This is a genomic window from Draconibacterium sp. (genome assembly GCF_041583095.1).
Taxonomy (GTDB): domain Bacteria; phylum Bacteroidota; class Bacteroidia; order Bacteroidales; family Prolixibacteraceae; genus Draconibacterium.
The window spans coordinates 1-12,146 of sequence record NZ_JBFHGM010000153.1 but is presented as its reverse complement, the minus strand read 5'-3'; the positions used below and the strand labels follow the sequence as shown (position 1 = coordinate 12,146).

Annotated in this window: 11 protein-coding genes; 8 read left to right on the top strand and 3 right to left on the bottom strand. The window is 41.6% G+C overall.

Features of this window, described 5'->3' with window-relative positions; genetic code table 11:
- Nucleotides 1-606: ATP-binding cassette domain-containing protein (locus ABZB17_RS14290; protein ID WP_372651014.1), on the top strand; the 606-nt coding region annotated here is incomplete at its 5' end.
- A gap of 172 nt (nt 607-778) precedes the next feature.
- Complete coding sequence (locus ABZB17_RS14285; RefSeq protein ID WP_372651013.1) at nt 779-1,546, top strand: hypothetical protein; 768 nt, start codon at nt 779-781, stop codon at nt 1,544-1,546.
- A 243-nt stretch (nt 1,547-1,789) separates the two neighbouring features.
- Here the strand turns inward: ABZB17_RS14285 and ABZB17_RS14280 are convergent, their stop codons facing one another.
- Nucleotides 1,790-2,926, bottom strand: coding sequence for a cellulase family glycosylhydrolase (locus ABZB17_RS14280; RefSeq protein ID WP_372651012.1), 1,137 nt, complete (start codon nt 2,924-2,926; stop codon nt 1,790-1,792).
- Nucleotides 2,927-3,271: 345 nt separating this feature from the next.
- Between ABZB17_RS14280 and ABZB17_RS14275 the strand changes: the two genes are divergently transcribed.
- From ABZB17_RS14275 to ABZB17_RS14265, 3 genes are all read left to right on the top strand, one after another.
- On the top strand, nt 3,272-4,675 hold the full coding sequence (locus ABZB17_RS14275; protein WP_372651011.1) for a glycoside hydrolase family 140 protein: 1,404 nt from the start codon (nt 3,272-3,274) through the stop codon (nt 4,673-4,675).
- Between the two features lie 95 nt (nt 4,676-4,770).
- A complete protein-coding gene (locus tag ABZB17_RS14270) occupies nt 4,771-5,643 on the top strand; it encodes a PIG-L deacetylase family protein (protein ID WP_372651010.1) in 873 nt (290 codons plus the stop codon).
- A 179-nt stretch (nt 5,644-5,822) separates the two neighbouring features.
- Nucleotides 5,823-7,376 (top strand): hypothetical protein, encoded by a 1,554-nt coding sequence (locus tag ABZB17_RS14265; protein ID WP_372651009.1) that lies wholly within the window; start codon nt 5,823-5,825, stop codon nt 7,374-7,376.
- A 299-nt stretch (nt 7,377-7,675) separates the two neighbouring features.
- Here the strand turns inward: ABZB17_RS14265 and ABZB17_RS14260 are convergent, their stop codons facing one another.
- Nucleotides 7,676-7,867, bottom strand: a complete 192-nt coding sequence (locus ABZB17_RS14260; RefSeq protein WP_038563374.1) for a cold-shock protein — start codon at nt 7,865-7,867, stop codon at nt 7,676-7,678.
- 48 nt (nt 7,868-7,915) lie between these two features.
- Nucleotides 7,916-9,079, bottom strand: coding sequence for a DEAD/DEAH box helicase (locus ABZB17_RS14255; protein WP_372651008.1), 1,164 nt, complete (start codon nt 9,077-9,079; stop codon nt 7,916-7,918).
- Nucleotides 9,080-9,649: 570 nt separating this feature from the next.
- Between ABZB17_RS14255 and ABZB17_RS14250 the strand changes: the two genes are divergently transcribed.
- The 3 genes from ABZB17_RS14250 (at nt 9,650) to ABZB17_RS14240 (ending at nt 12,044) form a co-directional block, all read left to right on the top strand.
- Nucleotides 9,650-9,805 carry a hypothetical protein gene (locus ABZB17_RS14250; RefSeq protein ID WP_372651007.1) on the top strand — a complete coding sequence of 52 codons (156 nt, stop codon included), beginning with the start codon at nt 9,650-9,652 and terminating at the stop codon, nt 9,803-9,805.
- Between the two features lie 42 nt (nt 9,806-9,847).
- Nucleotides 9,848-11,041, top strand: coding sequence for a tetratricopeptide repeat protein (locus ABZB17_RS14245; protein ID WP_372651006.1), 1,194 nt, complete (start codon nt 9,848-9,850; stop codon nt 11,039-11,041).
- Nucleotides 11,042-11,174: 133 nt separating this feature from the next.
- Entirely contained in the window at nt 11,175-12,044 is an 870-nt protein-coding gene (locus tag ABZB17_RS14240; RefSeq protein WP_372651005.1) for a sugar phosphate isomerase/epimerase family protein, read from the top strand.
- Nucleotides 12,045-12,146 lie beyond the last annotated feature (102 nt).

Below are 12,146 nucleotides of genomic sequence, written 5' to 3'. Positions count from 1 at the left end.
GGAGTCATCGGGCCAAACGGAGCCGGTAAAACCACACTCTTTAAATTAATTATGAAACAACTTCAAGCCGAGGCCGGAAACATCGAAATTGGCGAAACAGTTAAAGTAAGTTATGTGGATCAAAGCCACGCGGCCATCGATCCAAACAAATCGGTTTTTGATGTGATTTCGGGAGGTACTGAAACCATTATGCTGGGCAATAAACAAGCAAATGCAAGAGCGTATGTGGGCCGATTCAATTTTAATGGTGCCGACCAGGAGAAAAAGTGCGGTGTACTTTCGGGTGGTGAGCGAAATCGTCTGCATTTGGCACTGGCATTAAAAGCGGAAGGAAACCTTTTACTGCTCGATGAGCCGACCAACGACATTGACGTAAATACCTTGCGTGCCCTTGAAGAAGGTTTGGAAGGATTTGCTGGTTGTGCCGTGGTAATCTCACACGACCGCTGGTTCCTCGACCGTATTGCCACACATATTCTGGCATTTGAAGGCGACTCGCAGGTTCACTTTTTTGAAGGTTCATTCTCGGAATACGAAGAGAACCGTAAAAAGCGAATGGGCGGTGAAGCTCCAAAACGTTTTAAATATAAAAAACTGATGGCGTAATTCGCTGGAAGTTAGAAGCACAAAGTCTGAAGTTAAGATCCGTTTTGTATTTATTCTATATATACAGAACGGATCTTTTTTTATTCTGACGCAATAAAATACCGATAAGTATTTTTATTTTGTTTTCTTATTGATTTGCACTAACTTACTTAAGTAACTAAAAATTAATAAGATGAAAAGAATTGGCTTAGGATTGATCGTAATCCTTTTGGTTTGTACCATCCACACCACACAAGCGCAGGAAAATAGTAAACAACTTTGGTATTGCTGGGAAGAAGAAGTGCATCCCGAGCATATAAACGAGTACTGGGAATATAGTAAAGAACTGGCCCAGTTGTGCAAAGACGAAAATTACAAATACGAATTTTATGCCTGGACTACCGGCGATTTTAAGTACCAGTACTGGCACCCGATCAATTCTTTAGCTGATATTGATGAGCTGGAGAAAGGATGGGATAAGATTATGCAAAAGTTTGGTGAAGAAAAAACACAAAAATGGTTAAAAACCATGAAATCAAATTATTCAAAAACAATTACCGAACATGCTGAATTAAGTATCAGACCTGAAGCTAACCGCATCCCAATGGACAGTGTAAACTACATGGAATTCCAGGAATTTTATATCATTCCGGGCAAACAAAAGGAATTCAGAAGAATTATGAAAAAAGCTGTTGATCATATGAAAGCAGAAGGACATAACGATACATGGCGGGTTGCATCAGGAGAACTGGGCTACAACGGACCGGTTTTTATCGGATGGTCGTTCGGAAAAAACCAGGTGGAATATTTAGAATACGATAAAGAGTTTTCAGAAAAATACAAGGACTTCTTTGAGGATTTGAATAAAGACTTTCTTAAAATCCTGAGAACGGTAAAAGCTCATGATTCCTGGTCTTACGAGATTTGTCTTATTCGAAAAACTGAGGATAAGATACCCTGACTATAATGAGAACAAAAGCCCCGTTCTGTATATTTTGAAACATTAAAGAATAAGGCTTTAATTTTGAAGCCGGTCTTGCACCGTCCTTCAGGGCGGTGATTTTAGAGATAATATAAAAGGCTTTAGCATTTAATCGATAAAATTAATGGCTAAAGCCTTTTTGTCTATTCACATTAGAGTCACCGGGCTAAAGCCACGGTGCAAAAAAGCATAACTGGCAGCTAACAATCAGAAGCTTTCCGTTTAATACTTCTGCAATAACTCCAACAACTTCCGGTCAAGTTTATGGCCATGCCAGTCTTCGTATTCAATGTCTTTTCGTCCGGAATCAAGCAATCCAAAATCACCCCTGAAATTCCATAAGGCAAAGCCTATTTTGTTTTCCGCCAAAACGCTAATCACATCCTCAAACCAGCTCAGAAAAACATCGTGTGGTGTTTCGCGCCAGCAGCCACATTCGCCACAATGCACGCCTACCCCTTTTTTTACCGCGTCGATCCACGGTTTATAAAATTCCTCAATGGTTTCGCGGCTAAAGTTGTTCCCGTCAATCTCGCCCGGCCAAACCGGCATTGGTGCATCATCGGGGTTTTCCCAAACCCACGGAGCGCGGTAATGCGACACATAATGCGGATAATATCCCCGGCAACTCTGGCCAATTTCCATATCAAATAACTCCGGGATAACATCGGCCCCCACATTGTTACCGTCGGCTACCACCAAATGGTTTGCATTATGGCTACGAATAGTTTCCAAGGCTGTTTTGGCCACTTTGCGGTACAATTCCCCGGGAATTGGCCCACGTTTCGAAAACTGGTCGTTCATATCCTCGCGGGTACAAGGTTCGTTCACCAAATCAAAACTAATCTGCTTACTGGAATACGAAGCAAACCGTTTCGCCCACATTCCCCAGTGCGTGTAAAAGGCGTCCTGAGCCTTTTCGTCCTGCCACAAGTTGTAAGGTTCGTTAAAACCTGCATTCACACAAAATCCCGGTGCGCGGTGCAGGTTCAAACTCACATGTAATCCGTGTTTATTGGCCATGTCAACCAATTGTTGAATATTGTCAATTTCTTTCTCATCAAAATTCAATACGTCATCCGGCGTAATATTCTTCGAAGTGTCGTATTTAATGTAACGCGGATACGCCATCGGGAAGCGGACAAAGTTGAATCCCCAGTCGGCCATCCACTTAAAGTCCTCTTCGGTTGAGCCGTTGGAGTTACTGCCCCTGGCGGGCGAAAAATAATCCAGCAGGTTAAATCCCCGCCAATGTGGTAAAGCATTTGGAATTTGCTGTTGATGAGCGGACAAAGTGCCCGCCATACTCACTCCGGCAGTAACCAGCCCGGTAGTTTTTATAAAATTTCGTCGTTGCATAGTAGGTTTAAATTGGTTTTACTCTCAAAGATATCAGATTCTTTTAAATTCATTGTTTTTCGGTATTGTTAAATGCGTTCACCACCTCACCGCGATAAACACGGTCCCCTTTCCGATGAAGAGTCCGGACAGGCGCTCCTGGCAGGAGGAGAACATTCGTACTGAAAACCAGGTATTTGATACAATTCAATTTTATTAATTTTAAAGAAGTAAAATTTGCTAAATTGGTATAAAAAATTTCTGATTCGGTTATCGAGGTACTACAGTTCTCTTATCTAATCCGTTTTGTTTATCGATTAACCGATGTGGACAATTATTTCGAATAAAAATATCATCTTGAAAATCATGGTAAAGACTATCATCATTATCGCCTTTTCGTTTTTTACAGTTGTTTCTAATTTAAATGCCCAGCGATTAATGGTTAGCCAAAATGGCCGTTATTTGGTAACCGAAAAAGGAGATCCTTTCTTTTGGTTAGGAGACACTGCATGGGAGTTATTGCACAGATGCGACCGCGAGGAGATAAATATGTATTTGGAAAAAAGAGCATCCCAGGGATTTAATGTTGTGCAAACAGTTATTCTCGCTGAGTTGGATGGACTCAACACCCCAAACCCCTATGGAAACACTCCTCTAAAAGACAACGACCCCCGTACTCCAAATGATCTCTATTTTGAACATGTTGACTATGCCATCGAAAAAGCTTCTGAACTGAATATGTATATTGCATTACTACCAACATGGGGTGATAAAATCAATACAAACAGCTGGGGAGTAGGGCCAGAGGTGTTTAATGTAGACAATGCCAGATCGTATGGTGAATATCTTGGGGCCCGATATGCAGATTGCAACAATGTAATTTGGATTATTGGTGGGGACCGAAATCCCCGGGAAAATTCACAGGATGTAAAAATATGGAATGCGATGGCTGAAGGAATTGCCTCTGCGGCAGGCGGATATGAAAATACCTTAATGAGCTATCATCCTCAGCCAAAAGAAGGCGGGGGTTCTTCTACCTGGTTTCATAATGAAAAATGGCTCGACTTTAACATGCATCAAACAGGACATTGCGCCAATCAGGGGACATACAATCACATTACACACGACTACAATCTACGGCCTATAAAACCGGTATTGGATGGTGAACCGCTTTACGAAGATCATCCCAACTGTTTTAATGCAAAAGAATTAGGCTACAGTATACCTGAAGATATTAGGCGAATAATGTATTGGAATGTATTTGCAGGTGCCTTTGGTCAAACATACGGATGTCATGATGTATGGCAAATGTATAAACCAGATAAAACTCCGGTAAACCACCCCTTGCGGCCCTGGCCCGAAGCGCTTGATTTACCAATGGCTAACCAAATGAAACATTTAAAAAATTTAATGCTTTCCCGGCCTGTCTTAACCCGGATACCTGATCAATCTATGGTTATAGATTCACAGCCTGAGGATAACAATTATGTTATTGCCACGCGAGATAACAATGGTACATATGCTATGATTTATTTTCCAACCGGAAAAACAACATTTCTCGATTTCTCAGCGCTTAAAGGGACAACTTTTACCACTTGGTGGTTCGATCCCCGCACGGGAAATGCTTTCGAAGGGCCATCAATTGATAAATCAACTAAAACAAAAATAAAACCACCAACGTTCGGTAAAGGACACGATTGGGTGCTGGTTGTGGATAATTCACAAGAGAATTATGCCCCCCCCGGAAAAACGGCTTACAACAAAAAATGATCACCCGGTACGCGAGTACATCGTGTAATTTATTGCCTTTAGAATAACCAAAAAAACCTAACTTAGAAGACTAAACAGAACTAAACTACCGAATTATGAAAATTGCAATTATCTTCATTTTAAGCTTCTTTTTTGCTTTTACCACCCAGGCTCAGCATTCAAAAGTTAATGTACTAGTAATTGGCGCCCACCCCGACGATGCTGACGTGGATGTTGGTGGCACAGCTTATCAGTTTGCACAAATGGGGCACAATGTATTGTTTGTTTCGCTAACGAATGGCGATGCCGGACATTTTAGTAAAGGCGGCGGTACACTGGCTAAAATACGGATGAAAGAAGCCGACGAAGCCGGGAAACGAATTGGCGTAACTTACAAGGTACTCGATAACCACGATGCCGAGTTGATGCCAACACTTAAATTGAGGCACGATATTATCCGGATCATCCGAAACTGGAATGCCGATGTGGTAATTACGCATCGACCGTATGATTACCATCCTGACCACAGAAATACGGCCATTGCCGTTCAGGATGCGGCCTTTCTGGTAACCGTACCCAATGTGGCTCCCGACGTTCCTGCACTAAAAGTAAACCCTGTATTTTTGTATTCCCACGATAATTTCAAAAAGCCCAATCCTTTTCAACCCGATATTGCCGTAGATATTTCGGGCGTATACGATAAAAAGGTTTATGGAATGGCAGCACACGAGTCGCAATTTTTCGAGTGGCTTCCCTGGCTAAACGGACAACTTAAAGATGTTCCTGATAACGAGCAGGACCGTCTGGAATGGCTGGGAAAAATGCGTTTAAATACGCCCTCTCCTGCCATGCGTAAGTCGCTGGAAAAATGGTACAATAGCGAAACGGCTGAAAAAGCATCGGCAGTGGAAGCCTTTGAAATCTGTGAATTCGGCCGGCATCCTTCTGATGACGACATACGAATGTTATTTCCGATGCTCGGGAAATAACCCAGAAATGAAAAAAGACTTAGAAACAGCTTAACCGTTCTGTTCCATTCTAATTTTGCATTTACCCGATTAAACGATTTCCAGGCAGGCAAGTCTAAACCCGATAAAACGACTTAGTGCAAAACTGAGAAGTATTAGATTTTATTCTTAATGACTATTCAACTTAAAAATATTCACTTATGAAAATGATCCCAACGTTTGTAATTGCTTTACTCTTTTCTTTAAGTCTAAAAGCACAGGAAACGAAAATTGAAAAAAGTAAATATCCACCACTTGTAACATTCACGGCAGAGCAGGATCATGCCAACATGATGGAGCAATTGGGAATAAAAGCTTTACGCCCGGGTCCGAGCGGTAACGAATCGGCACCCAACCATGCAAATTATGATGAATCGATAGCCAATCCCTGTCCTGAATTACCAGATGTTCTGACAACAAACGACGGAGAAAAAGTAACTACACCTGAAATGTGGTGGGATAAGCGCCGACCTGAAATAATAGAAGGTTTTGAGAAGGAAGTTTATGGCCGCCTGCCGCAAGATATTCCTGATGTAAAATGGGAGGTGGAAATTACCGATTACGAACGAATCGGATTCACCCCTGTTGTAGCCAAGAAAATTGTCGGGCATGTCGACAACAGTGAATACCCACTGATTAATGTCGACATCAATATGGTTCTTGTGGTGCCACAAAATGTAAAAGGTCCTGTGCCCGTTTTAATGATGTTCGGGCGTCCTTCATTACCCGCACCTGCCCAGCCGTCTGCCGAAGACATGGTAAAAATCAACAAAACATTTAAAGAAGTACTTATAAAAGATAATCCTGAACTGGAAGACGTTTTTAAACGTTACCCGGCATATGAGCCAATAGAACGCGATGATCCGTTTGCTGCTTTTATGCAGCGCCGTAACCAGGAACCCTCTCCTACCGAACGATTAATTGCCGCAGGCTGGGGATATTTAACCATTGATCCATCGAGCATTCAGGCCGACAACGGAGCAGGACTTACAAGGGGAATAATCGGATTGGTAAATAAGGGACAGCCTCGGAACCCGGAAGACTGGGGATCGCTTCGGGCATGGGCATGGGGTGCCGCCCGGGCATTGGACTATCTTGAAACAGATTCGATGGTGGATGCCAAAAAAGTGGGGATTGAAGGTGTATCGCGGTATGGAAAAGCGGCTTTGGTAACGCTTGCTTTCGAACCGCGTTTTGCTGTAGGTTTGATTGGCTCTTCTGGTAAAGGAGGTGCCGCTCTTCATCGAAGAGTTTTTGGTGAAGCGGTGGAAAGCCTTACCGGAACAGGTGAATATCACTGGATGGCCGGTAACTATTTAAAATATGGTGCTGAAGAGGCAACTTTTGGCCGCAAAACCGGCTGCGATCTAACGGTTGATTCGCATGAGTTGATCGCTCTGTGCGCTCCCCGACTAACCTTTATTAGCTATGGAATTCCGGAGCAGGGCGATGCCAAATGGCTCGATCAAAAGGGAAGTTACATGGCAACCATTGCGGCAGGTAGTGTATTTAAATTATTGGGAGCAAAAGACCTGGGCGTTTCAAACGACTATATGAAAGAGGAAATGCCTCCCGTATTAAAAGGATTACTTGACGGAGAACTCGCGTGGCGTCAACATGCAGGCGGCCATACCGATGCTCCAAACTTCGAAACTTTTATTCCCTGGGCCAGTAAGTTCCTCGGTTATGAAAAAGTTCCTGCAATGAGAAGATAATTTCCGATGTTGGGAAAGTAATCAAATCGAGCAAGACTGAAAGTCCGAAATTGTCTGTTTCAGTCTGTAAGAAACGACTCCTCACCCCCTTGTCATCCAGTACAGAAAAGCCTTCCGCCGACATTTTCTCTGAAATGGAAAAATGTCGGCGGAATTTCGTTATTTGCAGAAGGAGCGCGAATCACGATCACTTCAACTCCAAATCATTGTTAATTGATTTTCCACCACACACATTTCAAAGCACAAAAAAAGGATTTCGGCAAAGCCAAAATCCTTTTAATTCGTATAGTGTTTTACTATTAAACAAGCTCAACATTCACGGCGTTTTCGCCTTTTTTGCCCATTTCTTTGTTATACTTTACCTTGTCGTTCTCGGTAATTTCATCAATCAAACCGGTATGGTGAACAAAAATATCTTCACCTGTTTCGTTTGCTGTGATAAAACCATAACCTTTGTCGTTGTTAAAAAACTTTACTGTTCCTTCAATCATAATCGTAATCTTAAAAATTGTATTTATATATATTTGCTTGTTCGTTTATTAATTAACGAACGTATAAGCCATTCCTTTTTTTCCGGCGCGGCCGGTTCTTCCTATGCGGTGGATGTAACTATCCATTGTTTGCGGAAGCTGATAGTTGATAACATGTGTTACGCCATCCACATCGATACCACGGGCTGCCACATCGGTAGCTACCAATACACGTGTTTTACCCGACTTAAACAGTCGAATAGCTTTTGTGCGGTAGTTTTGCGATTTATTCCCGTGTATTACATCCGAATTGATGCCCACTTTGCGGAGCTGTTGACTTATTTTATCGACATTACGTTTTGTCTCGGCAAATAAAATTACCCTTTCAAAACCTTCGCCGTTCAATAAATTATAAAGCACCTCAAATTTATTCTCGTTTGCCCCAACCCTGATAATATCCTGCTCCACCGTATCGGCGGCATTATTTAAACTACTTATGTTTATCCGTACAGGGTTTTGAACGAATTGTTTAATGAGATTTTGCTGTGCTTTTTCGTAAGTAGCCGAAAATAACATGGTCTGCTTACGGTTCTTCATCAGCGCAATAATTTTCTTAATATCGTTAATGAATCCCATATCAAGCATGCGGTCGAACTCGTCGAGCACCAATATCGGAGTGTTTCCAAGGCGTAGTGCACCTCTCGAAGATAAATCATTTAAGCGGCCCGGAGTACCCACGATCAGGTTTTGTTTTCTCCGTGCTTTGCCCATGTCGGTGTTAACACTGGTTCCGCCGATAAAGCAGGCCGAAAACAGTTTGTGCCCCCTGGTTAACGATTTAAATTCATCTTCAACCTGCTGGGCAAGCTCCCGGGTTGGTACAACCACCAAACACGTGGTAGTATCATCGGCCAGCATTTTTTCGATTACCGGAATTAAAAAAGCGCCGGTTTTACCTGTTCCTGTGGCTGCAATACCAATCATGTTACGGCCCGCAATCAAATCGTTTATCGATTTTTGTTGTATTTCGGTTGGCTCTGTGTAGCCCTTCAGGCGTATATTGTTTTTTAAACTGTCGCTAAGCGGCATTTCGCTAAAGCTTTGTTCGGCTACAAAAGGAGCCGTTTCAACGCTTACAGCCTGTTTTACCAGTAAATTTGGGTTGATAGTAGAAACGGCTTTTTTTCGTGGAGCGCGATTTCTGCTAATGTTTTTATATCTGTTGTTATTCATGTTCTTTCATTTATTATCCGGCCTATCCGGACAATCGTTTTTGTATTCATTATTATTTTTGGAATATGCTTCAGAAGGAAGTATTAACGCCCTGGCGGTTGGTGCTGCTTAAACAATGGCTGCGGTGTTTTAATTTCCGCACATTGTACTGTCAATAAGGTGTTTTCTGAAACATTGTGGCCCAATAAACTTTTAAGAATATATAAAGGCCGGAGATTCAACATATTGCCATAGTTATACGTACGACAATTGTTTTTTATGCTGTATAATTTGTTAACCTGCTTTAATGCTTTGTAATAAAGGGAAACGGGTGATGGTAAGTGTGATAAATTTTTAATAATTCAACTAATTAATTTCTACAATTTCAATTTCAGAGAAATAAGTAAAATTGAAACGTCTTCAGAAAATTATTGTGAACAATTAAACCTGGAACGGATACTGTTGTGCCTTTTTAGTGGCAGAATATTTTACTAAACTATGAACTGCTGAATAAATATCAGCGCTGCAAAGCTACTCAAATAAAACTAACCACCAAATTAAAAAGCATTTAGCCTAAAAATAGCTGCTAAAATGCATCATTATTGGCATTTAATTGATAAAGCAACTACCAATGTTAATTATTTCGGCCCATCGAATATTGGTTTTGCGCTATTATATTTACATTTATTGCGCCAAAACTATAAACCGCTGAATACCTGCGGAAACAACATTTCGCCTTTTGAATAATTATATACGAAAGGTTGAAAATGGCAGCATAAACGATAAATTATGAAACTAAAACTTACACTAATTCTGCTATTTTGCGTCACCATTTCCTTTGCCCAAAAAGAAGTAATAGCAGAAGCGAATAAACTTATTGACTTAAAAAAATATGAATCGGCATATAAGCTGCTGGACAATGCCGATCCGAATAATGAAAAACCGGAAATTGCAATTGCCAAAACCAATCTGGTGTTGAACTACTATGTTACGACTAAAATGCACCAGATTTTTGCATTAAAAGACTTAACTCCGGGCGAGGAACTGGCAGCTATTCGCGGAAGTGAAGGTAATTTTTCCAACTACAAATTTTCGCCAAATACGGTATTGCCCGACCTGATTGAGAAATACCCCGGCAACTACGAGTTACAAAAAGAATTAGGGAATTTCTATCATGAGATTCATTTAAAATACGACGATAACTGGTTATTGCCGGATTCGGTTTTGGTTGACAAGTTCAAAAGCTATTACCTTACTGCCCATAAAAACGGAGTGTTTGATTCCTGGTCGGCTTATGGTATTGGTTATGCCTGTCTTATCAACCTCGACTATGAAGCATCTATTCCATTTTTTAAAAAATCGATCGAACTAAACAGCAAAGACCCATACAGCAATTACAATCTTGCCTATGCCTATTTATACACCGATCAAACTGAAAAAGGCATCGAAAGTGCAAAAAAAGCATTGGATTTGTATAACGATGCTGAAAATAAATCGAATGTGGCCAGAATGATTGCAGTAATGTACCTGGAGCTTGAGGATACGGTAAATGCCATGGAGTATTACAAAAAATCTGATGCCATTCAACCCGACAATTATTCCACTGTAAAAGCACTGCTTGAGTTGGAAATAGCACTGAATACGGAAGCCTACAGGGAGCGCACAAAGCAGTTGTTCTTAATAGCACCGGAAGCTCCAATAATTTATCAGGACCTGATGACATTCTACTGGAGTAATAATAAACCCGACGAGTTACTTCAATTCTTTTCAGATCAAACCAGCGACTATTCTGCCGATTATACCGTAAGCGGAAATTTAAAATTCTATACCGCTTTAGTTCAACACGACAAAAAAGATTTTAAGAATGCCAAATTGAATTTCCAGTTGGCAAAAGAAGCCTACGAAAAAGTATTTGCTGCTGATCATCAGGTGTTCAAAGTAATTGAATCGTATAACAATAAGTTGGCAAATTACGGTTCCTAAGCGTTTTATTTTTATTGCGGGATTTGTGCAGTGTGTTGTCGCTTTTTGTGAGTGAAGGTAAAGAATGCTATTCCATTCCGAATTGCGATCCGGTAAAATATTTCTATCTTATCGTGGCCTAAAACCTACAATTATGAAACATTTTACACTTGTCATTTTCTGCCTTGGTTTATCCACCTTACTTTTTGCCCAGTCGCCAAAATTAAAAACCAGTTTAAATGCCTACTCCTTTAATCACCTTCTTTCGGAAGGGCAAATTAACCTTGACGAGCTGCTGGAATTTTGTGCTGAAACCGGATTCGATGCGGTGGATTTAACCGCCTACTATTTCCCCGGCTACCCTGCCGTTCCCTCCGACGAGGTGCTTTACAGCGTTAAACGCAAAGCCCATCAACTGGGTCTGGAGATAAGTGGTACCGGAGTTCGTAACGATTTTACCAGTGGCGACCCGAAGGCACTGGCAGAAAACATTCAACTGGTGAAAAACTGGATAATTGCTGCCGAAAAACTGGGCGCACCGGTTCTGCGCATTTTCGCCGGGCAGTCGAACCCGGGGCAGTTCGAAAACCAGGAGATTTTTAATTCGATGATTACTGCCATTCGCGAATGTGTTGCGTTTGGTGCCGAGCATGGAGTAATCGTTGCCATCCAAAACCATTGGCAGTTCATAAAAACTTCGGATCATGTTCTACAACTATTTGAAGAGATTCATTCCGAATGGTTTGGGCTGGTTCTGGATGTGGGAAGTTATCGTTTGGGCGACCCCTACCAACAGATTGAAGCAAGCATACCCTACGCCGTAAACTGGCAGTTAAAAGAAGAGGTATATGTTAACGGCGAACCGGTAAAAACCGACCTTGAGCGGATTATGCGTCTCATTAAAGCATCGTCATATCGCGGATACGTTCCTATCGAAACACTGGGAGAAGGAGATTACAGGCAGAAAGTAAAAACCTTTTACCAGGAAGTTACCAACCAATTACACCTTGTAAACGGCCAGTAAGAAATAAAACGTCCCCCATTGAAGTCTTCCGGTTCCCGCTACCGTGCGAATCACCGCTACCGCGCGAATCCCTTCGCGTGGAATAATGTTACTTCTGTTTTT

What these genes read in the sequence shown, in the direction of transcription:
- ABZB17_RS14275 (WP_372651011.1), top strand. Translation starts at nt 3,272, where the DNA reads ATGGTAAAGACTATCATCATTATCGCCTTTTCGTTTTTTACAGTTGTT.
- ABZB17_RS14260 (WP_038563374.1), bottom strand. Translation starts at nt 7,867, where the DNA reads ATGATTGAAGGAACAGTAAAGTTTTTTAACAACGACAAAGGTTATGGT.
- ABZB17_RS14265 (WP_372651009.1), top strand. Translation starts at nt 5,823, where the DNA reads ATGAAAATGATCCCAACGTTTGTAATTGCTTTACTCTTTTCTTTAAGT.
- ABZB17_RS14270 (WP_372651010.1), top strand. Translation starts at nt 4,771, where the DNA reads ATGAAAATTGCAATTATCTTCATTTTAAGCTTCTTTTTTGCTTTTACC.
- ABZB17_RS14245 (WP_372651006.1), top strand. Translation starts at nt 9,848, where the DNA reads ATGAAACTAAAACTTACACTAATTCTGCTATTTTGCGTCACCATTTCC.
- ABZB17_RS14255 (WP_372651008.1), bottom strand. Translation starts at nt 9,079, where the DNA reads ATGAATAACAACAGATATAAAAACATTAGCAGAAATCGCGCTCCACGA.
- ABZB17_RS14250 (WP_372651007.1), top strand. Translation starts at nt 9,650, where the DNA reads ATGCATCATTATTGGCATTTAATTGATAAAGCAACTACCAATGTTAAT.
- ABZB17_RS14285 (WP_372651013.1), top strand. Translation starts at nt 779, where the DNA reads ATGAAAAGAATTGGCTTAGGATTGATCGTAATCCTTTTGGTTTGTACC.
- ABZB17_RS14240 (WP_372651005.1), top strand. Translation starts at nt 11,175, where the DNA reads ATGAAACATTTTACACTTGTCATTTTCTGCCTTGGTTTATCCACCTTA.
- ABZB17_RS14280 (WP_372651012.1), bottom strand. Translation starts at nt 2,926, where the DNA reads ATGCAACGACGAAATTTTATAAAAACTACCGGGCTGGTTACTGCCGGA.